This is a genomic window from Eubacterium sp. CAG:156 (assembly GCF_000434315.1).
Taxonomy (GTDB): domain Bacteria; phylum Bacillota; class Clostridia; order Lachnospirales; family Lachnospiraceae; genus Eubacterium_U; species Eubacterium_U album.
Genome location: NZ_FR878143.1, coordinates 1 through 25,127 on the forward strand (window position 1 = coordinate 1; position 25,127 = coordinate 25,127).

The window sequence follows — 25,127 nt, forward strand, 5'->3', positions numbered from 1 at the left end:
CTGTCTACTTGACAGGGAGCATATCAATGTCTGTCGGATTTTTATTTCATCAAGCTTGATCAGCAATTTCGTAAATTAATTCTTTAGATAAGTCCCAACCTAAACATGGATCAGTAATAGATTTACCATATGTATGTTCAGATAATGGCTGATTTCCGTTTTCAATATAACTTTCAATCATAAGACCTTTAACGAATTTCTTCATGTCGTCAGAATGTTTTCTGTTATGCATTACTTCTTTAGCTATTCTAATCTGTTCTAAATAGTTTTTGTTTGAATTAGAATGGTTTGTATCAATAATAACTGCAGGATTTGCAAATCCCTTGTCCATATATGAATCATGTAAATTAATTAAATCTTCATAATGATAGTTAGGGATGCACTGACCGTATTGGTTTACGGCACCTCTTAATATAGCGTGTGTTAAATCGTTTCCGGATGTCTGAACGTCCCATCCTCTATAGATGAAAGAATGACCACATTGTGCAGCTTCAATTGAATTTAACATGATTGAAATATCTCCACTTGTTGGATTTTTCATTCCGACAGGAATGTCAATTCCACTTGCAGTTAAACGATGCTGCTGATCTTCAACAGATCTTGCACCAATAGCTACATATGATAAGCAATCTGAAAAATATCTGTAATTTTCAGGATATAACATTTCATCTGCTAAAGGTAACTTAGTATCTTCCATTAACTTTAAGAATAACTGTCTTATTGTGATTAACCCTTGAAGCAAATCAGGTTTCTTTTCAGGATCAGGCTGATGTAACATACCTTTATATCCCTTACCTGTTGTACGAGGTTTGTTTGTGTAAACTCTTGGAATGATAAGAAGTTTATCTTTAACTTCTTCCTGAATTTTAGCAAGTCTTGAAATGTAGTCTTCAACAGCTTCCTGATTGTCAGCTGAGCAAGGACCGATGATTAATAAAAATTTGTCAAGTTCGCCTGTGAAAACTTTGCGAATTTCTGCATCGTTTAATTCTTTTTGTTTTGCAACTTCATCTGACACCGGATACATTGTTTTGATTTCCAATGGAGTCGGAAGTTTTCTGAAAAATTCATAACTCATAATTTTGCTCTCCTTTAGTAAAAGTCGTTATAGGATGTATGGGAATAAAATTATTTCTGATTTAATCAGAATAAAAATGCTGATTAAATATAATCAACTTACTTGTTAGAAAATGCTTTTATTCAATGCATTTTTGATTAAAAATAATCAATTATAAGATAAAATTCACCATATAAGGTAATTGAAGGTTACCCATCGCTAACGCTCATTATACCATATAAATTTAATTCTTCAATAAAGAAAAAATATGCCATCATATTTTTATTTTAAAAGTAAAAGTAGTATAATAAACATATAAAATGATGTAAAAAGTTAGATTAAGATTAATTTGTCTACACATCTAGAGCGATATTTTGTTTGTGGAGGTGGTTTAAATGTTAAACAGAGTAATTTGGATTATATTAGATAGTGCAGGTATAGGTGAACTTCCGGATGCTGATAAATTTGGAGATGAAGGTGCTGACACATTTGGACATATTTATGAATCAAAAGAGGGGTTTGGACTTCCTAATTTAGAAAAACTTGGGATTGGGAATATACAAGGTGTAAATAAAAATATTAGAAATGTAGTAAATCCTGTTGGAATATATGGTAAAGCTATGGAGAAATCTAAAGGAAAGGATACAACAGTTGGTCATTGGGAAATGACGGGGATAATTACGGAGACTCCTTTTAAAGTATATCCAAATGGTTTTAATGAAAAAATAATAAATAAGTTTATAGAATCTTCAAATTTACCGGGTATATTATGTAATAAGGTTGGTTCGGGAACGAAAGTAATAGAAGAATATGGAGTCGAACATATTAAGACGAAGAAACCAATTGTATATACCTCAGCTGACAGTGTTTTTCAGGTGGCGTGTCATACATCTGTTTACAGCTTGGATGAATTATATGAAATGTGTGAAAATGCCAGAAAGATTCTTTGTGGAGATGATAGCGTGGCAAGAGTAATTGCCAGACCATTTGATGGCAATCCGGGAAACTTTGTAAGAACAAGCGATAGAAGAGATTTTTCAGTTAAACCATCAGACTCTAATTTGCTTAAAATATTACAAAACAATGGAATTAGTGTTACGGCAGTTGGAAAAATAAATGATATATTTTGTGGAAGCGGAATAGAAAAGGCAATTCATACAACGGATAATATGGATGGCGTAAATAAAACATTAGATGAAATGAAAGAACTAGAAAAGGGGCTTATATTTACAAATTTAGTAGAGTTTGATTCAAAATGGGGACACAGAAGAAATGTAGAAGGTTATGGACAGGGACTTATTGATTTTGATAGCAGATTGCCTCAAATAATTGATAATTTAAGGAATAATGATTTACTTATAATTAATGCAGACCATGGCTGTGACCCTACTTTTAAAGGAACTGATCATACAAGAGAATATATTCCTGTTATTGCATATTCTAAGAATTGTAAAAATGGAGTAGATTTGGGAATATTGAATTCATTTTCTGATATTGGAGCTACAATAGCAGAAATATTTGGTGTAAAAATAAGCAATGGTGAAAGTTTTTTAAATAAAATTCTTTAGCATTGTTTTAGTTGAAAAATATAATGATTAGAGTACAAAAATGGATTTTGCTATTTGAGGATGTGTTTGCATTATTCCCATTTTGATATTATATCATATGATTTTAGAGGATTGAATAGGAGGGTACTATATGGGAAAACAATATCATATACAGGTAGATGAAAATGACGTTGGAAGATATGTAATTCTTCCGGGAGACCCGGGCAGGTGTGAAAAAATAGCATCTCATCTAGATGATGCAAAGTTTATAAGCAGAAATAGAGAATTCGTTACGTATACAGGATATTTAGAAGGGAAAAAAGTTTCTGTTACTTCAACAGGAATTGGTGGCCCTTCAGCTGCAATAGCAATGGAAGAACTGGTTGCGTGTAAAGCGGATACATTTGTGCGTATAGGAACCTGTGGCGGAATTAACATGAAAGTAAAATCAGGAGATTGTGTTATTGCAACCGGAGCTATTAGAAATGAAGGGTTAAGTAGAGAATATGCACCAATTGAATTTCCAGCTGTTCCAGATTTTTCTATTGCAACTGCATTAGTTAATGCTTGCAAAAAAAATAAAATAGTGTATCATTGTGGAGTGGTACAATGTAAAGATTCTTTTTATGGACAGCATGCACCTGAGCGAATGCCGGTGTCTTATGAACTGTTAAATAAATGGAAAGCATGGAAACGTTTGGGAGTGCTTGCAAGTGAAATGGAATCAGCTGCATTGTATACAGTTGCAGCGACTTTAGGCGTTAGATGTGGTTCTGTGTTTAATGTAGTATGGAATCAGGAAAGAAAGAAGGCAGGATTTGTAGAAGAGGACTGTCTTAATACCGAAAAGGCTATAAAAGTTGCTGTAGATGCTATAAAAATTTTAATAGAGGAAGACAGGGATGTTAGATAACATTAAAAAAGCAAAAGAGGAATTAATTAAAGTAAAACATTTTTTTAAGGAAACTTATAATAAACATATAATTTATATGTATATTACTGTTGCATTACTAGTTAATCTTATTATTGAAATGTTGGCAAGAGGTTCTTTCCTAAAAGGAATTTTTTATCTTATTTCAAGCCCATATGTTTTTATATGTAATTCGATAATAATTTTAATGACGTTGTCAGTTACATTACTGATGAGACGAAGATTTTTTGGTATATCAATTATATCGATTGTTTGGATTATATTTGGTATAGCCAACTGTGTATTGCTATCGTATAGAGTTACACCATTTACTGCGGTAGACATGATGCTTATTGATAGTGCATTGGATGTAATGAATAAATATTTAAATACTTTTGCATACATACTTATTATAGCTTTAGCGATTTTAGCAGTTGTAGGATTAGTATTTGTTTGGATTAAAGTACCTAAAGTAAATCATAAAATTAATTATGTTCGTAACATAATAGCAATAGCAATTATATGGGTGATAGGTTTTGGCGCAATTAATTTAGGAATTGCTTCATCATTATTGTCAGCTAAATTTGGAAATCTGGCTGACAGTTACAGAGACTATGGTTTTGTTTACTGCTTTACTAACAGTTTGGTTAATACAGGTGTAGATAAGCCGGCAGACTATTCAGATAAAACAATAAAAAGTTTGACTGCAGATGTAGAAGAAACGAAGGTAAAGAAAAAGCCTAATATAATATTTTTGCAGTTAGAGTCATTTTTTGATATTAACAATATGACAAATATAACTTTTTCTGAAAATCCGGTTCCATATTTTGAAAGCCTGATGGAACAGTATCCAAGTGGATATTTAGATGTTCCAATTGTAGGTGCAGGAACTGTAAATACAGAATTTGAAGTTATGACAGGAATGAATCTGGATGATTTTGGCCCTGGTGAATATCCTTTTAAAACAATTTTAAAAGAGACAACATGTGAAAGTATAGCATATAACTTAAAGGAATATGGTTATGCTACTCATGCAATTCATGATAATACAGCAACTTTTTATAGTAGAAATGTAGTATTTTCAAATTTAGGATACGATACATTTTCAAGTATAGAAACAATGAATATTGATGACTTTACTCCTATGGGTTGGGCAAAAGATTATTTCCTTACAGATGAAATAGTTGCAGCACTTGACTCTACAGAAGGACAGGATTATATTTATACAATTTCTGTACAGGGACACGGAAGTTATCCTACTGAAGGAGACTATGATTATCCGATTACTGTAAGTGGATTAGATGATCAGGCAAAGACAAATCAGTATCAGTATTATGTTTGGCAGATAAATGAAATGGATAAATTTATACAGAAACTTGTGGAAACTCTTTCTAAGAGAGATGAAGATACAATATTAGTTATGTATGGAGATCATTTGCCAAGTTTAGGTATAACGGAATCAGAACTTGTAAATGGTGATGTATATCAGACACAGTATGTTATCTGGTCTAATTTTAAGACAAAATACGAAGACGAAGATATAGAAGCATACCAGTTACAGTCAAAAATTCTTGGCGGATTAAATATGACTGCAGGTACAATCAATAATTATACACAAAAGCACAAGAATGATGATGATTATGCAGATGGTTTACAAAATCTTGAATATGACAGCTTGTATGGGGATCATTTGCTTTATGGTGGTGATAATCCATATGTAGCAACAGATATTCAGTTTGGTCTTACAAAGGTGTCTGTTTCATCAATTTCGCCAATGAATGATGGAAGTGGAACAGTTTATATTTATGGAAAGAACTTCACAAATTATAGTAAAGTTTATATAAATGACGAAAAAGTTTCTACTGTATTTATTGATGACAGCACATTAATGATAAATTATGGCGATTTGAAAGATGGAGACAGTTTCTCTGTATACCAGCAGAATTCAGATACTCATGTGTTGAAGAAGACAGATCCGATTATTTTTGAATCGGAAAATCTGGCAATGCCACAGGAAGAAACAACAATTCCTGAGACAACCGTACCTGAAACTAAGAAAAATAGAAAGAATAAAAAAAATAAAGAATAATTTTAATGAAACTCCATTACAATGTTATATAGGTTGTAATGGAGTTTTTTATGAAGAAAATAATTATATACATACTTTGTGTTTGTCTAATGTTTACATTTATCTTTAGTAAAAGTGTCTTTGCAAAAAACAACAAAAATGAAACTGTTGAAAATTCATCAATAGAAAAAGAAATAACAGCTAAGGCGGCAGTACTGATGGAGCCTGAATCTAAAACAATTTTGGTAAACAAAAATGGGGATGAGAAATTATGTCCGGCAAGTATAACAAAAATAATGACGCTATTACTTATTTTTGAAGAATTAGAAGCGGGTAAAATTAAATTGGATGATATGGTAACGACAAGTGAACACGCAAAAAGCATGGGTGGTTCACAAGTGTTTTTGGAAACAGGAGAACAGCAAAGTGTGGAAACACTAATTAAATGTATTGTTGTTGCGTCAGGAAATGATGCCTCGGTTGCCATGGCTGAATACATAGCCGGTTCTGAAAGCGAATTTGTTGATAGAATGAATAAAAAAACTAAAGAACTAAATATGAATAATACTAATTTCGAAGATTGTTGTGGACTTACGGATTCTGATAACCATTATTCGAGTGCAAATGATGTGGCGATTATGTCTTCAGAATTAATTACAAAATATCCGCAGATATTTAAATATTCAACAATATGGATGGAAACCATAATTCATAAAACGGATAAGGGGGAAAAGGAGTTTGTTCTGTCAAATACAAATAAATTACTTAAAACAAATGATTGCATAAAGGGGTTAAAGACAGGAAGCACATCAAAAGCAAAATATTGCGTATCTATTGTAGGACAGAAAAATGATGTCACATTGGTGTCGGTAATAATGGCAGCGCCTGACTATAAAACAAGATTTTCTGAGTCAGAAAAACTGATTAATTATGGATTCTCAAAATGCAAATTTTATAAGGATGAAAATGTGCATAAAAGTAATGTGAAAATAAAGAATGGTAAAAAAGAATACGTAAAATCAGGGGTTAAAAATAAATTTTCATATGTAGAAATCAAGGACAGAGATATTAGCAACATTAAAAGCAAAGATAAGATTAAAACTAATATTAAGGCTCCGGTTAAAAAGGGGGATAAACTTGGTGTATGCGAATATTTTATTGACAAAGAAAAAATAGGAGAAACAGAAATAATATCGTATGAAAATGTAGAGAAGAATAATTTTATAACAGAATATTTAAAAATGTTTAAAAATGTATTTAGATGCTGCATTTAAAAATGAGTTGAAAAAATATATGAATTTATGTAAAATTAACAATGATATTAATTTGAAAGAGTAAGATACATGGAATTAGAAGTAAAACTTGAAGTGTTTGAAGGACCATTAGATTTGCTTTTGCATTTGATAGAAAAAAATAAAGTAGACATTTATGACATACCTATTGTTGAAATTACAAGACAATATTTAGAGTACGTAAGTAAATTAGCAGAAGAAAATCTTGACCTTGCCAGCGAATTTCTGGTAATGGCATCAACGTTAATTGATATAAAATGTAAAATGCTGTTGCCTAAAGAAGTTGATGAAGATGGTGAAGAAATTGATCCGAGAGCAGATTTGGTTCAAAAATTAATCGAATATAAAATGTATAAATATGCAGCTATAGAACTTAAAGATATGCAGCTTTATGCGGGAAAGTCACTATATAAAGAACCGACAATTCCTGAAGAAGTTGCAAAATATCAACCGCCTGTAGATTTAGATGAAATTTTAAAGGATGTTGATTTAAATAAGTTAAAAGAAATTTTTGATACAGTAATTAAACGCCAGATAGATAAGATTGACCCTGTAAGAAGTAAATTTGGTAAAATTGAAATGGAGGAGGTCAGCCTTACTGATAAAATAACTTATGTGAAAAAAGTAGCTGTAAAAAAGCATAAATGCAGCTTTAAACAGTTGCTTGAAAACCAGACATCAAAAATGGAAGTTATAGTTACATTCCTGGCAGTATTAGAACTGATTAAAGTGGGAGAGATTAATGTAAGTCAGGAAAAGACATTTGATGATATAATTATTAGCACAAAGGAATGAGTAGGTGTAAGATTTAATGGAAACAAATAATTATGAAGCTGCCATAGAAGCAATATTATTTACTATGGGAGAATCAGTAGAAATAGATAAGATTGCAAAGGCCTTAGAATTAACTAAAGCTCAAGTTAAAAAGATTGTTGCAAATATGCAGAAGGAACTTGAAAGTGATTCAAGAGGAATTAGAATAATCGAGTTAGAAAATGCATATCAGTTATGTACTAAACCTGAAATGTATGATTATTTAATAAAAGTTGCAAAGCAACCAAGAAGACAGGTGCTTACGGATGTAATGATGGAAACACTTTCTATTATTGCATACAAGCAGCCGATTACAAAATCTGAGATTGAAAGTATCAGAGGAGTAAAAAGTGATTTTGCAGTCAATAAACTAGTTGAATACGAATTGGTTCAGGAGGTTGGAAGATTAGATACTCCGGGTAGACCGTTACTTTTTGGTACTACAGAAGAATTTTTGAGAAGGTTTGGAGTTGACTCTTCAGAAAATCTACCTGAGATTAATCCTGATGTTATAGAAGAAATAAAAGAAGAAGCAGAAAAAGAAGTTTCTCTTAAATCAAATGACTAAAAGATAAAGTAGCAAAGAAGCTGGAATATAAATCTGGCTTCTTTATTTTTTTAATTAGTATGTAAAATATGACCAGGGGGAGTTATGACTAAAAAAAGTATTTATAGATTGATAAGTTTTTGCATAACGATAATTATCGCATGTAATATACTTTGTATTTGTAAAATAAATGCTGATGAGGAAAAAGTAGTAAAATACGCAAAGTCTGCTGTTTTAATAGATGGGGACTCAGGTAGAATTTTGTATGAAAAATCTGCACACAATAAAGTGTCTGTGGCAAGCACGACTAAAATTATGACATGTATATTAGTAATCGAAAATGGAAATCTTGGTGATATGGTTACTCCGTCTGATTATGCGATAGCTATGCCAAAGGTTAAAATGCATTTAGACTCAAAAGATAAATATAAACTTGAAGACTTACTATACGCAATGATGTTAGAGTCATATAATGATGTCGCTGTAGCAGTCGCTGAGCATATAGCTGGAAGTGTTGAAAAATTTGCAGAGTTAATGAATATTAAAGCAAAAGATATTGGAATGAAGGATACAAATTTTGTTACACCAAATGGGCTTGATGCCAAAAATCAATATTCAACTGCTTACGATATGGCTCTTTTAGGCATGTATGCAACAAATAATGAACTGTTTGTAAAAATCACAAATACAAGAAACTATTCTTTTGTAAGCGAAAACGGAAGAAGAGTTTCTGTAAGTAATAAAGATGCGTTTCTAGATAAAATGAGTGATGCAATAGGTATAAAGACAGGATTTACAGGAAATGCAGGATATTGTTTTGTAGGTGCTTTAAAAAATGAAAATAAAAAACTAATTTCATGTGTTCTTGCATGTGGATGGCCACCTAATAAAGGATATAAATGGAATGACACTTTAAGCTTAATGAAATATGGTGAAAATTATAATTATAAAGAAATAGTCGATATACAGAATGATTTTGTTAAATACGATGTTAGGAATGGGGTAGAAAATATATTAAATACATATACGAATGAAAAATTTGGATTGCTGCTTAAAAATGACGATAAAGTTGATAAAAAGATAGTAATATCCAAAAAGAATGCACCAATTTTTAAGAATGAAGTTGTTGGATACGAAAATATATATGTAAATAATATTAAAATAAAAGCTATAGAGATTAAGGCAAAACATAATATTAAAAAGTATGAATTTAAATATTGTTTAAAAAAATTTTTTTTGATATTTTTTTCTTTAATTTAAATGGAATAGGTGTAGTGATATACAAGATTTTAAACGCCAATGATATAAATTAAAATGTTTTACTTTAATATTTATATGTGGTATATTTATACCAAATTTGTTTTTTAAAAATAGTATATTTTAAATAAACAAATTGATATTAATAGATACAATCTCTTATTATTGATTAAAAGTAGCAGGAAGAACAGGAGAGCTTATGAAGTTTACAAAGATGGAAGGTTGCGGAAATGATTATGTTTACGTAAACGGATTTGAAGAAAAAATTGATAATCCCAATGAAGTTGCTATAGCAGTTAGTGACAGACATTTTGGAATAGGTTCAGACGGACTTATAATAATTAATCCATCAGAAGTAGCTGATTTTAAAATGTGTATGTACAATGCTGACGGTTCAGAAGGAAAGATGTGTGGAAACGGAATCCGTTGCGTGGCAAAATATGTTTATGATTTTAAACTAACAGATAAAGATGTAATAACAGTTGAAACTTTATCAGGAATTAAGACTTTAAAATTAAATGTTGAAAATGGAAAAGTTAAAACTGTCAGAGTAAATATGGGAGCACCAATTCTTGAGTGCGATAAAGTCCCGGTTAAATATGACGATGAAAAGATGATTAATAAGCCTGTAAAGGTAGATGGAAAGACATTTAACATAACATGCGTTTCAATGGGTAATCCTCACGCAGTTACATTTATAAATGATACAGATAATCTTGAAATAGAAAAAATCGGACCTAAGTTTGAAAATAATGAAATTTTCCCAGATAAAGTAAATACGGAATTCATTCAGATTATTGATAAGAAGACAGTAAAAATGAGAGTGTGGGAAAGAGGCTCAGGTGAAACTTTTGCATGTGGAACAGGAGCTTGCGCAAGCGTAGTTGCAAGTGTGTTAAACAGACTTACAGAAAATAAGGTAACTGTAAAACTATTAGGTGGAGAATTAGAGATTGAATATAATCAGGATGAAAATACTGTATATATGACAGGACCTGCAAGAGCTGTTTTTACGGGAGAATATGATATATAAAATGAAAGGAACATTAGACTGTTAAGTCTATGCATGGAAAATAATATGAAATTATCAGATTTACTCACAGATATAGAATATGTGCTTGTACAGGGCAATTTAGATATTGATATAAATAATATAGTGTATGATTCAAGAAAGGCACAGAAAGATGATGTGTTTGTGTGCATAAAAGGAACAGGCGTAGATGGGCATAAATTTATACCACAAACAATTGAAAAAGGAGTTACGGCTTTAATAGTTACTGATGAAGTTAAGGCCCCTGAAAATATAACTGTTGTAAAAGTTAATGACGACAGAAAAGCGCTAGCTTATATGTCTGCTGCCTATTTTGGATATCCTGCTAATAAATTAAAAACAATTGGAATAACAGGAACTAAAGGAAAGACAACAACTACATATATGATACGTCAGGTATTAGAAAGTGTTGGAATAAAAACAGGCTTAATTGGAACAATAGAAACAATTATTGGAGATAAAAAAATACCTGCAAGCAACACAACGCCTGAATCATATGTTGTACAACAAAGTTTTGCAAAGATGGTTGAAGAGGGATGCGAATGTGTTGTTATGGAAGTATCATCTCAAGGACTAAAACAAAACAGAGTTGCAGGAATTCAATTTGATTATGGAGTTTTTACAAATATAGAACCAGATCACATCGGTCCTAATGAACATGCAGATTTTAACGAATATGCACATTGTAAGGGATTGCTTTTAAAACAATGCAAACATGGAATAATAAATGCAGATGCGGACTTCTTAGATAAGATATTAGATGGTCATACATGTGATATTGAAACATACGGCATTGATAATGAATGTGATCTTAAGGCTAATGATATTGAATTGTTTACAAAACCGGGATGCTTATGCGTATCTTATAATTTATCAGGAGAATTATCATTCCCTGTAGAAATTCATATACCCGGAAAATTTAGTGTATATAATTCATTATGTGCTATTGCTATATGCAAACATTTTACTAACAGCATTGAAGATATTAAGAAGGCTTTGATTGATGTAAAAGTTAAGGGAAGAGTTGAAATTATTCCGGTTTCAAAGAGATTTACATTAATGATTGATTATGCTCATAACGCTATGAGTTTAGAAAGTTTAATTACGAGTCTTAAAGAATATAATCCGAAAAGAATAGTTACATTATTTGGCTGTGGTGGAAATCGCTCAGCTGAAAGAAGATTTGAAATGGGAGAAGTTTCATCTAAATTATCAGATCTAACAATTGTTACATCTGATAATCCTAGATTTGAAGAACCTATGGATATTATAAATGATATTATTACGGGAATTAAGAAAGCTGATGGAGAATATGTTGTAGTTCCGGATAGAAAAGAAGCAATAAAATACGCTATTGTTAATGCAAATGATGGAGATGTTATTGTTCTTGCTGGAAAAGGACATGAAGATTATCAGGAAATTAAAGGTGTAAAATATCCGATGGATGAGAGAGTTCTTATTGATGAAATTATCAATGAAGATGAAGTAAAGAAAATATTATAAATAAGACGAAAGAGAGATTGATATGTGTGGAATATGTGGATTTGCAGGAAAAGTAAATAACAGCAGAGATGTTCTTAAAACTATGATGGATAAGATAGCACACAGAGGACCGGATGATGAAGGTATGTATGTAGACAATGATGTGGCTATTGGGCATAGAAGACTTAGCATTATTGATTTAAGTCATGGCGCACAGCCTATGTATAATGAAACAGGCGATATTGCAATTGTATTTAACGGTGAAATATATAATCACTTAGAAATCAGAAAGGATTTGATTGCTAAAGGACATACATTTGCAAATGACTCTGATACAGAATGTCTTATACATGGATACGAAGAATATGGTACAGAATTACTTGGAAAATTAAGAGGAATGTTTTCTTTTGTTATCTGGGATACTAATAAAAAACTTATGTTTGGTGCAAGAGATCACTTTGGCATAAAGCCATTCTATTATTCATTGTTTAATGATAACTTTATATTTAGTTCTGAAACAAAAGCAATATTAGAATTTCCGGGATTTAAAAAAGAAGTTAATGAAGAAGCTCTTGAACAGTATTTAAGTTTTCAGTATTCTGTTCTTCCTGAAACATTCTTTAAAGGAATATATCGCCTGCCGGCAGGACATTACCTTATATTTAAAGATGGAAAACTTGAAGTCCAAAGATATTTTGATCCAATGATGGAACCGGCAGAAAGTGGAGATTTAGAAAAAACAGTAGGTGAAATTGAGAATGTTGTTAAAGATACAATTAACGCTCATATGATTGCTGATGTAGAGGTAGGTTCACTTTTGTCAAGTGGTGTTGATTCAAGTTATGTCGTTTCGGAATTTCCGGGTAAGAAGACATTTACAGTTGGATTTCTTGATAAAAACAGTAAATATAATGAAATCAGATATGCCGAAAGTCTTGTAAAAGAATTAGGCAAGGAAAATTATAATAAAACAATTGACAGTGATGAGTATTTTAATTCAATTCCTACAGTTATGTATTATATGGATGAGCCTTTAGCAGATCCCTCATGTATAGCACTTTATTTTGTTGATCAGGTCGCTGCAGAACAGATTAAAGTTGTTCTTTCAGGTGAGGGTGCTGATGAGTTCTTTGGTGGATATAATATTTATCATGAACCTTTGTCTCTTAAAGGATATCAGAAACTTCCAAAAGGACTTAGAAAAGGACTCGCAGCTATAGCTAAAAAGTTACCTGATATAAAGGGAAGAGATTTTATAATCAGAGGCAGTAAAGATGTTGAAGAAAGATTTATTGGAAATGCCAATATGTTCTCAGTTGAAGAAAGGGAAAAGTATTTGAAACATCCAATTACTCATATTCCACCTAAAGATATTGTGGCTTCAACATATAAAAAAGTAGAAGGCTTAAATGATATTGCTAAAATGCAGTATATTGATACAAATTTCTGGTTACAGGGCGACATTTTACTTAAAGCAGATAAAATGAGTATGGCTCATTGTCTTGAATCAAGAGTTCCGTTCCTTGATGTAAAAGTATTTGATTATGCAAAGAAACTTCCAATAGATTTTAGATGTAATGAAGAAGCTACAAAGAGAGCTTTTAGAATTGCAGCCAAAAGACATTTACCTGAAGCTACCGCCAATAAAAAGAAACTTGGATTCCCGGTTCCAATCAGAGTTTGGTTAAAAGAAGATAAATATTACAATAAAGTATATGAAATGTTTACAAGTGATGTTGCAAATAAATACTTCAATACAGAATTACTTGTAAAATTATTAGAAGACCACAAGGCAGACAAAGCAGATAACAGTAGAAAGATTTGGACAATTTACGTTTTCCTTGTTTGGTATAACGTATACTTTGTTGAAGAGGATTTTAAACCTATTAATGATGAATGGGTTAAAAATAGAATAAAAACTGCCTAGAAATATTTGGAAAAATAACTTGATATTTGACTGAAAACAGTATAATCTATATAAGGCAGAAATTTGGTTGTAACACACAGATTACTGTGTGTAAATTATAATAAAATGGAGGACTGATTATGAGTACAACAGCAAAAGTATCAGCAAGACAGAGAATTGAATCTATTCTTGATGATAACAGTTTTGTTGAAATTGGAGCTTTAGTTAAGGCTAGAAGTACAGATTTCAACATCAAAACCAACGATACTCCATCTGATGGTGTAATAACCGGATATGGTATTGTCAACGGTAAACTTGTGTACATTTATAGCCAGGATGCATCAGTTATTGGTGGATCAGTTGGAGAAATGCATGCAAAGAAAATAGTTAATCTTTATAATATGGCTATGAAGACAGGTGCGCCTGTAATTGGACTTGTGGACAGCACAGGTTTAAGACTTCAGGAAGCTGTTGATGGATTAAATGCATTTGGAGAAATTTACTTAAAGCAGGCAATGGCTTCAGGCGTTATTCCAATGATTACAGCAGTATTTGGTAGCTGTGGTGGTGGATTAAGCGTTGTTTCTTCAATGGGAGATTTCACATTTATGGAAGGTGAAAAGGCAGAATTATTTGTTAACTCACCTAACGCAATTAATGAAAACCGTAAAGAAGTATGTGATAGTGCTTCTGCTAAATTCCAGAGCGAAAGCGGTACAGTTGATTTTGTAGGTACAGAATCAGAAATATTTGAAGGAATCAGAGACTTAGTTTCTATACTTCCATCAAATAATGAAAAGGCTGATTATGAAGAAGAATGTGAAGACGATTTAAACAGAGCGTGTGAAGGAATGGAAAATTGCGTTGAAGATACATTAATCGCAATTTCAAATATTTCTGATAATGGTTATGTATTCGAAGTTAAAAAAGCATATGCTCCTGAAATGCTTACAGCATTTATTAAAGTAAACGGAGCAACAGTAGGTGTAGTTGCAAACAGAACAAAAGTATATGATGATGATGATATGAATGTTGCTGCTGAATACGAAGCTAAATTAACAGTTGGTGGATGTAAGAAGGCTGCAGAATTTGTTGAATTTTGCGATGCATTCGGAATTGCAATTTTAACATTAACAAATGTTGATGGATTTAAGGCAACAATGTGTCAGGAAAAACATGGTGCTAAAGCAACTGCTAAACTTGTATACGCATTTGCTAATGCAACAGTTCCTAAAGTAAATATTTTAATTGGAAATGCAATGGGAAGCGCATATGTTGCAATGAACAGCAAGGCAATTGGAGCAGATGTTGTTTATGCATGGCCAACAGCTAAAGTTGGAATGATGGATGCTAAGAGTGCAGTACAGATTATGTATGCTGACGAAATTGAAAAGGCAGATGATGCATCTGTAATTATCAATGAAAAGACTAAAGAATATAACGAATTACAGTCTAATGTAATGTCGGCAGCTGCCAGAGGATATGTTGACAGCATAATCGAACCTGTTGATACAAGAAAATATGTTATTGGCGCATTTGAAATGCTCTATACAAAATATGAGAATCGTCCAGGTAAAAAACACGGCACAGTATAATATAAGGAGAGAAACATGAAAAAAATAATAAAATTGTTTTGTATCGTTTCTTGTCTGATGGTATGTTTTGCAGGTTGTGGAAAAGGTGATGATAAGGCTTCTTACAATGCACAGGATGTACGTGCTTATTTAGAAACTCAGGTTGCCGATATCTCTAAGGGAGAGGAAGAACCTGTTGATGACGAAACTGCTACATTCAAAAAAGAAGAAGGAATGTATAAGTCAGCTGTAGAATCTTGGAATAAATTAGCAGACGAATGTGGTAAGGCTACAGATTCAGTTTCTGATTTTGCTATAAATGAACAGAATGGCGAATTAGCCGTAACTGAAGTGATACAGTTTGAAGATAGAAAAGTGAATATTACTTCTACATTTGAAGAAAGCGATAATGGATATATTATGACAAGCTTGTCTTTTGACCCTATTTATTCAATGGGTGAAAAAATGGAACAGGCAGCTTTAAATACAGTAATGGGAATGGGAACAGTATTTGCTGTTTTAATTTTCATTTCAGCAATTATTTCATTATTTAAATTTATTCCGTCAATCATTGATTCTTTTGGTAAAAATAAGAAATCAGAAGAAAATAAAGAAACAGCAACAGAGTCAAAGGCTTCAGTTCCTGTTGTAGAACAACCGGTATCTGATGATGCGGAACTTATTGCAGTAATTGCAGCGGCAATTGCAGCGAGCGAAAACACAACAACAGACGGATTTGTAGTTCGTTCTATAAGAAAACGCTAGATACTTATGAATTATTTAGGAGGAAATAAAATGAAGAATTATACAATTACAGTTAATGGAAATGTATATGATGTAACAGTTGAAGAAACTGGAAGCACACCAAGTGCAGCTCCAGTTAGAAAAGCAGCACCAGCAGCTAAGGCAGCTCCTGCACCTGCAGCAGCACCAGCAGCAAGCGGAGCAGAAGGTTCAGTTAAGATTACAGCACCTATGCCTGGTAAAGTTTTATCTATCAGTGCAAATGTAGGTCAGGCTGTTAAAAGAGGCGATACAGTTTTAGTATTCGAAGCAATGAAAATGGAAAACACAGTTGTAGCTCCGGAAGATGGTACAGTTGCAAGCATTAGCGTTGCAGTTGGAGACAGCTTTGAAGCAGGTGCAGTTATCGCATCATTAAACTAATGGCCTTTTAGTCAGACTTGGAGGTAACATATGAATGTTTTAGATACATTGGAAAATTTGCTTAACCAGACAGCATTTATGAGTTTGACACCAGGAAACTACATAATGATTTTGGTAGCTTGTGTTTTCCTTTATTTAGCAATTAAAAAAGGATATGAACCATTATTATTGGTTCCTATTGCTTTTGGTATGCTTTTAGTAAATATGTACCCTGATATCATGCTTCATCCTGAGGATTCAGCAAACGGAACCGGTGGATTACTTTATTACTTCTATATTTTGGATGAATGGAGTATTTTGCCATCGCTTATTTTCCTTGGAGTAGGTGCGATGACAGACTTTGGTCCGTTAATTGCAAATCCAAAGAGCTTCCTTTTAGGAGCGGCAGCACAGTTTGGTATTTATTCAGCATATTTCTTAGCAATATTTATGGGATTTGGTGGAAAGGCAGCCGCAGCTATTTCTATTATCGGTGGAGCTGACGGACCTACATCAATTTTCCTCGCAGGTAAACTTGGACAGACAGCACTTATGGGACCAATCGCTGTAGCGGCTTATTCCTATATGGCGTTAGTTCCAATTATTCAGCCACCTATTATGAAGGCTTTAACAACTGAAAAGGAACGTAAAGTCAAGATGGAACAGTTACGTCCTGTTTCTAAACTTGAAAAAATATTATTCCCAATCGTTGTTACTATAGTAGTGGTAATGATTTTACCAACAACAGCACCTTTAGTAGGTATGTTAATGTTAGGAAACTTATTTAGAGAATCAGGTGTAGTAAAGCAGTTACAGGAAACAGCATCAAATGCGTTAATGTATATTGTAGTTATTTTACTTGGTACTAGTGTTGGTGCCACAACAAGTGCAGAAGCATTCTTAAATATGAGTACAATTAAGATTGTAATATTAGGATTAGTTGCGTTTGCTGTTGGTACAGCTGCAGGTGTATTATTTGGTAAATTAATGTGCGTTGCAACACATGGAAAAGTTAATCCGTTAATTGGTTCAGCCGGAGTTTCAGCCGTTCCTATGGCAGCCAGAGTTTCTCAGAAAGTCGGCGCTGATGCGGATCCTACAAACTTCCTGTTAATGCATGCTATGGGACCTAATGTTGCAGGCGTTATTGGTACTGCAGTAGCTGCAGGTACATTTATGGCAATATTTGGTATTTAATATTTATGGAGGATAAAATAATGGCAGAAAAAAGACCGGTAAAAATTACGGAAACAATATTACGTGATGCTCATCAGTCATTAATCGCAACAAGAATGCCAACAGAAGAGATGCTTCCTATCATTGATACAATGGATAAGGTTGGATATTATTCAGTTGAGTGTTGGGGCGGTGCTACATTTGACGCATCACTTAGATTCTTAAAAGAAGATCCATGGGAAAGACTTAGAAAGTTAAGAGATGGATTTAAAAACACTAAATTACAGATGTTATTCAGAGGACAGAATATTTTAGGATACAGTCATTACTCAGATGATGTAGTTGAATATTTTGTTCAGAAATCTATTGCAAACGGTATTGATATAATTAGAATATTCGATTGCTTAAATGATCTTAGAAACCTTGAAACTGCAGTTAAAGCTGCAAATAAAGAAAAAGGTCATGCACAGATAGCTCTTTCTTATACATTAGGAGATGCTTATACTCTTGACTACTGGAAAGAAACAGCTAAAAGAATTGAAGATATGGGTGCAAACTCATTATGTATTAAGGATATGGCCGGACTTCTTACACCTTATAAGGCAACAGAATTAGTTCAGGCATTAAGAGAAGGAACAGATATTCCTATCGACCTTCATACACATTACACATCAGGTGTAGCTTCAATGACATACTTAAAGGCTGTAGAAGCAGGATGTGATATCATCGATACAGCTATTTCACCATTCTCAATGGGAACAGCTCAGCCTGCTACAGAAGTTATGGTTGAAACATTTAAGGGTACAGAATATGACACAGGATTAGATCAGAAATTATTAAAAGAAGTTGCTGATTACTTTAAGCCATATAGAGAAGAGTGCCTTGCAAACGGATTATTAAATCCAAAGGTAATGGGTGTTAATATTAACACATTAATTTATCAGGTACCTGGTGGTATGTTATCTAACTTAGTTTCACAGTTGGATGAAATGGGTGCTTCAGATAAATTTGATCAGGTGCTTGAAGAAGTTCCTAGAGTACGTAAAGACTTTGGTGAACCACCTCTTGTTACACCATCTAGCCAGATTGTAGGTACACAGGCTGTTCTTAATGTCGTTATGGGAGAAAGATACAAGATGATTAACCAGCAGGCAAAAGATCTTCTTGCAGGTAAATATGGTCAGACTGTAAAACCATTTGATAAAGAAGTACAGAAAAAGGCAATTGGTGATGAAGAACCAATTACATGCAGACCGGCTGATTTACTTGAGCCTTCACTTGATAAGTTCGAAAAAGAATGTGCTCAGTGGAAACAGCAGGATGAAGACGTATTAACATACGCTTTATTCCCACAAGTTGCAAAAGAATTCTTTGAATACAGAGAAGCTCAGCAGACAAAGGTTGATCCATCTGTAGCAGACAAAGAAAACGGAGCATATCCGGTATAAATATAATTTGTGCAGAAGAGAGGCAGTTATTCTGCCTCTCTTTATAAGTTAAGGAGACTTATGAGTAAAGTAATGATAATTGGTGGTGGCGCTGCCGGAATGATGGCTGCTATTGCTGCTGCATATAACGGAAATGATGTAACGTTATTTGAAAAAAATGAAAAATTAGGCAAAAAAATCTTTATAACCGGAAAAGGAAGATGTAATGTAACAAATGCATCAGACATAGAGAATCATTTTAAAAATATTATAAATAATTCGAAATTTTTATATAGTGCATACAGTACTTTTGATAGTGAAGCAGTAATGAATTTGATTGAAAGTGCCGGAATAAAACTTAAAATAGAAAGAGGAAACAGGGTTTTTCCTGAAAGCGATAAATCGTCAGATATTATATACGCATTGAACAAGTTAATGAAAGATGCAGGTGTAAAGATAAGATTAAACACTGAAGTTAAATCTGTCGAAAAAAATGACAATAAAATTAAAATTGAATTAAATAATAAAAAATATGAAATTGCAGATAAATGTATAATTGCTACCGGTGGCTTATCATATAAGACAACAGGAAGTACCGGAGATGGATATAAATTTGCAAAAAAATTTGGACATACTATTATAGAAACGCATCCGTCATTAGTTCCGTTTAATATAACTGAGGGTTATTGTAGGGAATTGCAGGGATTAGCTTTGAAAAATGTTAAAGTTTCAGTATATAATAATGATAAAATGTATTTCTCGGATCAGGGAGAAATGTTATTTACTCATTTTGGAGTAAGTGGACCACTTATTTTAAGTGCGAGTTGCTACATAGCAGATAAAATAAATCCTCAAAATTGTGAAATCGTAATTGATTTGAAACCGGCGCTAGATAACGACACATTAGACAAAAGAATATTAAAAGATTTTAAAGAGAACATTAATAGAAATTTGAATAATTCATTAGATAAACTGTTGCCTAAAAAATTAATTCCGATTATTATTGATAATGCAAATATAGATCCGTACAAAAAAGTACATGAAATTACAAAGGAAGAAAGAGAAAGACTGGTTAAGGCAGTAAAAGAGATGACTCTTCATGTAAATGGTCTTAGAGATTATAATGAGGCTATAATTACAAAAGGCGGTATATCCGTTAATGAAATTAATCCAAAAACAATGGAGTCAAAAAAAGAACCGGGAATATATTTTGTTGGTGAAGTTTTAGACTTAGATGCAATGACAGGCGGATACAATTTGCAAATTGCGTGGTCTACAGGATATTTAGCCGGAAATAGCATATGTGATTGGTAACGTGAATATAATATGGTATTTGCCATTTGAAATAAAGAAAAGAAAGGCGGCTTAAAGCCGGGTGAAGAAAGATGTACAATATAGCAATTGATGGACCAGCAGGAGCTGGAAAAAGCACAATAGCAAAAATAGTTGCTAAGGAATTAGGCTTTATTTATGTTGATACAGGAGCAATGTATAGAACAATAGCTTTGGCATGTTTTAGAGCGGGAATTAAAGCAGATGAAGCTGAAAAGGTAATTGCAAAACTTGATGATATTGAAGTTACATTAGGATATGATAATGGAACACAGAAAGTATATTTGAATGGAGAAGATGTTAGTTTAGAAATAAGACGTGAAGAGATTGGCAATATGACATCTGCTATAGCAGTATATGAAAAAGTGAGAGAAAACATGGTTGAAATGCAGAGAGAGCTTGCTGCAAAAAATGATGTTGTTATGGATGGAAGGGATATTGGAACGGCAGTTTTACCAAATGCAGATTTAAAAATTTATCTTACTGCAAGTTCAAGAACAAGAGCAGAAAGACGATGCAAAGAACTTGTTGAAAAAGGTGTAAATTGTGATATTGATACAGTAGAAAAAGATATAATTGATAGAGACTATAGAGATATGCATAGAGAAATTTCCCCACTTACTCAGGCTGAGGATGCTGTTTTGGTAGACTCTTCAAACATGTCAATTGATGAAGTAGTGAAAAAAATTATTAAATTAAAAAATGAGAGGTAGCAATGAAAGTAACTGTTGCTAAAAATGCAGGATTTTGCTTTGGAGTAGAAAGAGCTGTAAACAGAGCATATGAAGAAGCAAGTAAGAGTGATAAACCTATATATACTTATGGCCCGATTATCCATAATGAACAGGTTGTTGAGGATTTGGAACAAAAAGGCATAAAAGTTGTGAATTCATTAGAAGAACTGTCAAAAAAAGAAATTGGGACAGTAATTATACGCTCACATGGAGTATCTAAAGATGTATATACGAAAATAGAAGAAATAGGAATGAATATTGTAGACGTTACATGTCCATTTGTTAAAAAGATTCATAAAATTGTTGAGGAAGAAAGCTCAAACGGCAAAATTATAGTTATTGTTGGAAACGATATACATCCTGAGGTAGAAGGCATAAAAGGATGGGTTAATGGAAAAAGTTATGTAGTTAATTCTGAAGAAGACATAAATAAATTAAATATTCCACTAGATAAAGAAATATGTATAGTTAGTCAGACGACATTTAATTACAATAAATTTCAATATTTAGTTGAAATTATAGAAAAAAAAGGTTATTATATAAATGTTGTGAATACAATATGTAATGCGACTCACTTAAGACAAGTTGAGGCTAAAAAGGTCTCTTCAAGTGTTGATGCCATGATTGTTATTGGCGGAAAGCACAGCTCGAACACACAGAAACTATATGAAATATGCAAAAATGAGTGCAAAAACACTTATTATATACAGACTGTAGAAGATCTGGACTTGTGTGAATTAAAAACAATAGAGTCTATAGGTATTACAGCGGGGGCTTCCACCCCAAACAATATAATAGAGGAGGTTCATACTATATGTCAGAAATGAGTTTTGAACAAATGTTGGAAGAATCATTAAAAACAATTCATACAGGAGAGATCGTTGAAGGTACTGTTATCAGCGTTAAAGAGGACGAAGCAGTTCTCAATATCGGATACAAGTCAGATGGAATTCTTACACGTAACGAGTATTCAAATAACCCAACAGACTTAACAACTGTAATTTCTGTAGGTGATGTAATGACAGTTAAAGTACTTAAGGTTAATGATGGTGAAGGTCAGGTTGCAGTTACTTATAAGAGACTTGCAGCTGAAAAAGTAAACAAGAAATTAGAAGAAGCTTTTGAAAATAAGGAAGTTCTTAAGGCTCCTGTAGTTCAGGTTTTAAGCGGTGGTTTAAATGTTGCTGTTGAAGAATCAAGAGTGTTCATTCCTGCAAGCTTAGTATCTGATACTTTTGAAAGAGATTTAACAAAATATGAAGGACAGGAAATTGAATTTGTAATTATCGAGTTCAATCCTAAGAAGAGAAGAATTATTGGTGACAGAAAACAGCTTATCGTAGCTGAAAAGAAAGCAGCAAAAGATGCTTTATTCGCTAAGATTGAAGTTGGAATGACTGTTGAAGGTGTTGTAAAGAATGTAACTGATTTCGGCGCATTTGTTGATATAGGTGGAGCTGACGGTTTATTACATATCTCTGAAATGTCATGGGGACGTGTTGGTAATCCAAGAAAGCTTTTCAAAGTAGGTGATAAGGTTACAACATTCATTAAAGAAATTAATGGCGATAAGATTGCATTAAGTCTTAAATTTGAAAACACAAATCCATGGGCTAATGCTGAAGAAAAATATGCAGTAGGAGCAATTGTTACAGGTAAAGTTGCAAGAATGACAGACTTTGGAGCATTCGTTGAACTTGAACCAGGCGTAGATGCACTTCTTCATGTATCTCAGATTGCTAAGCAGCATGTTGAAAAACCATCTGATGTATTAAAGATTGGTGAAGAAATCGAAGCTAAGATTGTTGACTTTGACGAAGAAAACAAGAAAATCAGCTTAAGCATTAAGGCTTTACTTCCAGATGATGATGAAGTTGTAGCTGATGAAGTAGAAGACACAGTTGAAGAATAATTTATAAATAATATATAAGAAAAAAGGGTAGGTTTTCCTACTCTTTTTTCATTTTTTGCTCAGTTGTATTAAATATGTAACAAATATTTAACAAAATAAAAAGAAAAATTTATTTGCAAAAAGCTATGAACGGTATTATTATAATAGAGGTTTAAGAAAGATATAAGATTTTGACTTTGGAGATGATATGAGAGTAATTGCGGGAAAAGCAAGAAGATTGCAATTGAAAACAATTGAAGGAATGAATACAAGGCCAACACAGGATAGAACAAAAGAAACAATGTTTAATGTAATAAATAATTACGTTCCGGGATGTTATTTCTTAGACTTGTTTAGTGGAAGTGGTGGAATTGGAATTGAAGCTGCAAGCAGGGGAGCAAAAAAATGTGTTTTGGTAGAAAATAACAGGCAGGCATACGATTGTATAATGTATAATTTAAAATATACAAAGCTTGAAGATGTTTCGAAGGTTATGTTTACAACAGTAGAAAGTGCTATAAAACAATTAGATAATACCGGTGAACATTTCGATATTGTATTTATGGATCCGCCATATAATCATTTGTTTGAAAAAGATGTATTGAATTATCTTAAAGATTCTAACTTAATTTCGAATGAAAGCATTATTATAGTAGAAGCTTCTAATGAAACAGAGTTTGATTATTTAGAAGACATGGGTTATGAAATAATTAAAGAAAAGGTGTATAAAACAAATAAACATGTTTTTATACAATTGTGTGGTGAATAATATGGTAAGAGCAATTTATCCGGGAAGTTTTGATCCTGTTACATATGGACATTTAGACGTAATTAAAAGAGCATCTAAAATTGTAGATGAGTTAATTGTCGGAGTATTGAATAATAAATCAAAAACGCCGTTGTTTTCTGTAGAAAATCGTGTTAAAATGTTAAATGATGCTGTATCGGACTTGCCAAATGTTAAGGTTATGTCATTTGAGGGCCTGTTGGTTGACTTCGCAAAAAAAGTTGATGCACAACTAATCGTAAGAGGCTTACGTGCGGTTACAGATTTTGAATATGAACTTCAGATGTCGCAGACGAACAGTGTTTTAAATAATGAAGTAGATACAATATTTTTTACAACAAGTTTGGAGTATGCGTATCTTAGCTCGAGTACAGTTAAGGAAGCTGCATATTTCGGAGCAGATATTAGTAAATTTGTTCCACCAAATGTCGTAATAGAAGTAAAGAATAAATTAATGAAAAATAAAGGAGATAGATAAGATGAGCAAGATTGAACAAATCATTACAGAAATTGAAGAATATATTGATGGATGTAAATTTAAGCCATTGTCTTCATCAGTAATTATGGTTAACAAAGATGAAATAGATGAAATGTTAGCTGAATTAAGACTTAGAACACCTGATGAAATTAAAAAATATCAGAAGATAATTGCAAATAAAGATGCTATTTTAAATGACGCTAAAGAAAGAGCTGAAAATATGGTTGCTGAAGCAACAGCACATATTAATCAGTTAGTTAGCGAGCATGAAATTATGCAACAGGCATATAAAGAAGCTAATTCAATAATTGAAAGTGCTCAGAAACAGGCACAGGAAATGTTGGATTCTGCTACAAATGAAGCTAATTCTGTAAGAATGAATGCAATGCAGTACACAGATGATATCTTAAATAATGTTCAGGGAATTCTTACAACAGGCATGAATAATTTCCAGAATATTCAGGATACAATGATGAATGCATTAAATGGTTCATTAGATGTTGTTGTTGAAAGCAGAAGAGAATTAAGTGGTGAAGAACCTGAACCACAGGCTCCTGAAGTTGCAGATGACGTTGATGATTATACAGTTGATTTAGATAAATAATATAATAAAAATGTAAAAAAACAGGCAATGTTTTCGCTATCAAAGTGA

23 protein-coding genes are annotated in these 25,127 nt (G+C 32.5%); 22 read left to right on the plus strand and 1 reads right to left on the minus strand.

Annotated elements, in window-relative coordinates:
* Nucleotides 1-49 precede the first annotated feature (49 nt).
* Complete coding sequence (locus ABMA45_RS02765) at nucleotides 50-1,078, minus strand: 3-deoxy-7-phosphoheptulonate synthase (RefSeq protein ID WP_022088356.1); 1,029 nt, start codon at nucleotides 1,076-1,078, stop codon at nucleotides 50-52.
* A 374-nt stretch (nucleotides 1,079-1,452) separates the two neighbouring features.
* Here ABMA45_RS02765 and ABMA45_RS02770 point away from each other — a divergent pair, with 374 nt between their 5' ends.
* The 22 genes from ABMA45_RS02770 (at nucleotide 1,453) to ABMA45_RS02875 (ending at nucleotide 25,079) form a co-directional block, all read left to right on the plus strand.
* Entirely contained in the window at nucleotides 1,453-2,625 is a 1,173-nt protein-coding gene (locus ABMA45_RS02770; RefSeq protein WP_022088357.1) for a phosphopentomutase, read from the plus strand.
* Nucleotides 2,626-2,755: 130 nt separating this feature from the next.
* Entirely contained in the window at nucleotides 2,756-3,517 is a 762-nt protein-coding gene (gene udp, locus ABMA45_RS02775) for a uridine phosphorylase (RefSeq protein ID WP_022088358.1), read from the plus strand.
* Nucleotides 3,507-5,603 (plus strand): sulfatase-like hydrolase/transferase, encoded by a 2,097-nt coding sequence (locus ABMA45_RS02780; protein WP_022088359.1) that lies wholly within the window; start codon nucleotides 3,507-3,509, stop codon nucleotides 5,601-5,603. The genes udp and ABMA45_RS02780 overlap by 11 nt, the downstream gene beginning before the upstream one ends.
* Nucleotides 5,604-5,653: 50 nt before the next feature.
* On the plus strand, nucleotides 5,654-6,856 hold the full coding sequence (locus tag ABMA45_RS02785) for a D-alanyl-D-alanine carboxypeptidase family protein (RefSeq protein ID WP_022088360.1): 1,203 nt from the start codon (nucleotides 5,654-5,656) through the stop codon (nucleotides 6,854-6,856).
* A gap of 69 nt (nucleotides 6,857-6,925) precedes the next feature.
* Nucleotides 6,926-7,669 carry a segregation and condensation protein A gene (locus ABMA45_RS02790; protein ID WP_022088361.1) on the plus strand — a complete coding sequence of 248 codons (744 nt, stop codon included), beginning with the start codon at nucleotides 6,926-6,928 and terminating at the stop codon, nucleotides 7,667-7,669.
* A 16-nt stretch (nucleotides 7,670-7,685) separates the two neighbouring features.
* Entirely contained in the window at nucleotides 7,686-8,255 is a 570-nt protein-coding gene (gene scpB / locus ABMA45_RS02795; protein WP_022088362.1) for an SMC-Scp complex subunit ScpB, read from the plus strand.
* Nucleotides 8,256-8,339: 84 nt separating this feature from the next.
* The gene (locus tag ABMA45_RS02800) at nucleotides 8,340-9,494 is read left to right on the plus strand and encodes a D-alanyl-D-alanine carboxypeptidase family protein (RefSeq protein ID WP_022088363.1); all 1,155 of its coding nucleotides are present in this window, start codon (nucleotides 8,340-8,342) and stop codon (nucleotides 9,492-9,494) included.
* Nucleotides 9,495-9,690: 196 nt separating this feature from the next.
* Nucleotides 9,691-10,524 (plus strand): diaminopimelate epimerase, encoded by an 834-nt coding sequence (gene dapF, locus ABMA45_RS02805; RefSeq protein ID WP_022088364.1) that lies wholly within the window; start codon nucleotides 9,691-9,693, stop codon nucleotides 10,522-10,524.
* 45 nt (nucleotides 10,525-10,569) lie between these two features.
* Nucleotides 10,570-12,045: a UDP-N-acetylmuramoyl-L-alanyl-D-glutamate--2,6-diaminopimelate ligase gene (locus ABMA45_RS02810; RefSeq protein ID WP_022088365.1), complete on the plus strand. Its 1,476-nt coding sequence runs from the start codon at nucleotides 10,570-10,572 to the stop codon at nucleotides 12,043-12,045.
* Nucleotides 12,046-12,067: 22 nt separating this feature from the next.
* Nucleotides 12,068-13,951, plus strand: a complete 1,884-nt coding sequence (asnB, locus tag ABMA45_RS02815) for an asparagine synthase (glutamine-hydrolyzing) (RefSeq protein WP_022088366.1) — start codon at nucleotides 12,068-12,070, stop codon at nucleotides 13,949-13,951.
* Between the two features lie 119 nt (nucleotides 13,952-14,070).
* On the plus strand, nucleotides 14,071-15,525 hold the full coding sequence (locus ABMA45_RS02820) for an acyl-CoA carboxylase subunit beta (RefSeq protein ID WP_022088367.1): 1,455 nt from the start codon (nucleotides 14,071-14,073) through the stop codon (nucleotides 15,523-15,525).
* Nucleotides 15,526-15,540: 15 nt separating this feature from the next.
* Entirely contained in the window at nucleotides 15,541-16,269 is a 729-nt protein-coding gene (locus tag ABMA45_RS02825; protein WP_022088368.1) for an OadG family protein, read from the plus strand.
* A gap of 30 nt (nucleotides 16,270-16,299) precedes the next feature.
* Nucleotides 16,300-16,671, plus strand: a complete 372-nt coding sequence (locus ABMA45_RS02830; protein WP_022088369.1) for a biotin/lipoyl-containing protein — start codon at nucleotides 16,300-16,302, stop codon at nucleotides 16,669-16,671.
* A gap of 30 nt (nucleotides 16,672-16,701) precedes the next feature.
* Nucleotides 16,702-17,847, plus strand: coding sequence for a sodium ion-translocating decarboxylase subunit beta (locus ABMA45_RS02835; protein ID WP_022088370.1), 1,146 nt, complete (start codon nucleotides 16,702-16,704; stop codon nucleotides 17,845-17,847).
* A 20-nt stretch (nucleotides 17,848-17,867) separates the two neighbouring features.
* The gene (locus ABMA45_RS02840) at nucleotides 17,868-19,274 is read left to right on the plus strand and encodes an oxaloacetate decarboxylase subunit alpha (RefSeq protein ID WP_022088371.1); all 1,407 of its coding nucleotides are present in this window, start codon (nucleotides 17,868-17,870) and stop codon (nucleotides 19,272-19,274) included.
* Nucleotides 19,275-19,334: 60 nt separating this feature from the next.
* Nucleotides 19,335-20,567: an NAD(P)/FAD-dependent oxidoreductase gene (locus tag ABMA45_RS02845; protein ID WP_022088372.1), complete on the plus strand. Its 1,233-nt coding sequence runs from the start codon at nucleotides 19,335-19,337 to the stop codon at nucleotides 20,565-20,567.
* Nucleotides 20,568-20,638: 71 nt separating this feature from the next.
* Nucleotides 20,639-21,298, plus strand: coding sequence for a (d)CMP kinase (gene cmk / locus ABMA45_RS02850; RefSeq protein WP_022088373.1), 660 nt, complete (start codon nucleotides 20,639-20,641; stop codon nucleotides 21,296-21,298).
* A gap of 2 nt (nucleotides 21,299-21,300) precedes the next feature.
* Nucleotides 21,301-22,146 carry a 4-hydroxy-3-methylbut-2-enyl diphosphate reductase gene (gene ispH, locus ABMA45_RS02855; protein WP_022088374.1) on the plus strand — a complete coding sequence of 282 codons (846 nt, stop codon included), beginning with the start codon at nucleotides 21,301-21,303 and terminating at the stop codon, nucleotides 22,144-22,146.
* Nucleotides 22,134-23,231, plus strand: coding sequence for a 30S ribosomal protein S1 (gene rpsA, locus ABMA45_RS02860; RefSeq protein WP_022088375.1), 1,098 nt, complete (start codon nucleotides 22,134-22,136; stop codon nucleotides 23,229-23,231). Before ispH ends, rpsA begins: the two co-directional genes overlap by 13 nt.
* 187 nt (nucleotides 23,232-23,418) lie before the next feature.
* Nucleotides 23,419-23,979 (plus strand): 16S rRNA (guanine(966)-N(2))-methyltransferase RsmD, encoded by a 561-nt coding sequence (gene rsmD, locus ABMA45_RS02865; RefSeq protein ID WP_022088376.1) that lies wholly within the window; start codon nucleotides 23,419-23,421, stop codon nucleotides 23,977-23,979.
* Between the two features lies 1 nt (nucleotide 23,980).
* Entirely contained in the window at nucleotides 23,981-24,475 is a 495-nt protein-coding gene (gene coaD, locus ABMA45_RS02870; protein ID WP_117909476.1) for a pantetheine-phosphate adenylyltransferase, read from the plus strand.
* 1 nt (nucleotide 24,476) lies between these two features.
* Nucleotides 24,477-25,079 (plus strand): hypothetical protein, encoded by a 603-nt coding sequence (locus tag ABMA45_RS02875; protein WP_022088378.1) that lies wholly within the window; start codon nucleotides 24,477-24,479, stop codon nucleotides 25,077-25,079.
* Nucleotides 25,080-25,127 lie beyond the last annotated feature (48 nt).

What these genes read in the sequence shown, in the direction of transcription:
- ABMA45_RS02785 (WP_022088360.1), top strand. Translation starts at nt 5,654, where the DNA reads ATGAAGAAAATAATTATATACATACTTTGTGTTTGTCTAATGTTTACA.
- asnB (WP_022088366.1), top strand. Translation starts at nt 12,068, where the DNA reads ATGTGTGGAATATGTGGATTTGCAGGAAAAGTAAATAACAGCAGAGAT.
- ABMA45_RS02810 (WP_022088365.1), top strand. Translation starts at nt 10,570, where the DNA reads ATGAAATTATCAGATTTACTCACAGATATAGAATATGTGCTTGTACAG.
- rsmD (WP_022088376.1), top strand. Translation starts at nt 23,419, where the DNA reads ATGAGAGTAATTGCGGGAAAAGCAAGAAGATTGCAATTGAAAACAATT.
- udp (WP_022088358.1), top strand. Translation starts at nt 2,756, where the DNA reads ATGGGAAAACAATATCATATACAGGTAGATGAAAATGACGTTGGAAGA.
- ABMA45_RS02875 (WP_022088378.1), top strand. Translation starts at nt 24,477, where the DNA reads ATGAGCAAGATTGAACAAATCATTACAGAAATTGAAGAATATATTGAT.
- ABMA45_RS02820 (WP_022088367.1), top strand. Translation starts at nt 14,071, where the DNA reads ATGAGTACAACAGCAAAAGTATCAGCAAGACAGAGAATTGAATCTATT.
- ABMA45_RS02830 (WP_022088369.1), top strand. Translation starts at nt 16,300, where the DNA reads ATGAAGAATTATACAATTACAGTTAATGGAAATGTATATGATGTAACA.
- ispH (WP_022088374.1), top strand. Translation starts at nt 21,301, where the DNA reads ATGAAAGTAACTGTTGCTAAAAATGCAGGATTTTGCTTTGGAGTAGAA.
- cmk (WP_022088373.1), top strand. Translation starts at nt 20,639, where the DNA reads ATGTACAATATAGCAATTGATGGACCAGCAGGAGCTGGAAAAAGCACA.
- coaD (WP_117909476.1), top strand. Translation starts at nt 23,981, where the DNA reads ATGGTAAGAGCAATTTATCCGGGAAGTTTTGATCCTGTTACATATGGA.
- ABMA45_RS02840 (WP_022088371.1), top strand. Translation starts at nt 17,868, where the DNA reads ATGGCAGAAAAAAGACCGGTAAAAATTACGGAAACAATATTACGTGAT.
- dapF (WP_022088364.1), top strand. Translation starts at nt 9,691, where the DNA reads ATGAAGTTTACAAAGATGGAAGGTTGCGGAAATGATTATGTTTACGTA.
- ABMA45_RS02770 (WP_022088357.1), top strand. Translation starts at nt 1,453, where the DNA reads ATGTTAAACAGAGTAATTTGGATTATATTAGATAGTGCAGGTATAGGT.
- ABMA45_RS02825 (WP_022088368.1), top strand. Translation starts at nt 15,541, where the DNA reads ATGAAAAAAATAATAAAATTGTTTTGTATCGTTTCTTGTCTGATGGTA.
- ABMA45_RS02835 (WP_022088370.1), top strand. Translation starts at nt 16,702, where the DNA reads ATGAATGTTTTAGATACATTGGAAAATTTGCTTAACCAGACAGCATTT.
- ABMA45_RS02780 (WP_022088359.1), top strand. Translation starts at nt 3,507, where the DNA reads ATGTTAGATAACATTAAAAAAGCAAAAGAGGAATTAATTAAAGTAAAA.
- ABMA45_RS02845 (WP_022088372.1), top strand. Translation starts at nt 19,335, where the DNA reads ATGAGTAAAGTAATGATAATTGGTGGTGGCGCTGCCGGAATGATGGCT.
- scpB (WP_022088362.1), top strand. Translation starts at nt 7,686, where the DNA reads ATGGAAACAAATAATTATGAAGCTGCCATAGAAGCAATATTATTTACT.
- ABMA45_RS02800 (WP_022088363.1), top strand. Translation starts at nt 8,340, where the DNA reads ATGACTAAAAAAAGTATTTATAGATTGATAAGTTTTTGCATAACGATA.
- ABMA45_RS02765 (WP_022088356.1), bottom strand. Translation starts at nt 1,078, where the DNA reads ATGAGTTATGAATTTTTCAGAAAACTTCCGACTCCATTGGAAATCAAA.
- rpsA (WP_022088375.1), top strand. Translation starts at nt 22,134, where the DNA reads ATGTCAGAAATGAGTTTTGAACAAATGTTGGAAGAATCATTAAAAACA.
- ABMA45_RS02790 (WP_022088361.1), top strand. Translation starts at nt 6,926, where the DNA reads ATGGAATTAGAAGTAAAACTTGAAGTGTTTGAAGGACCATTAGATTTG.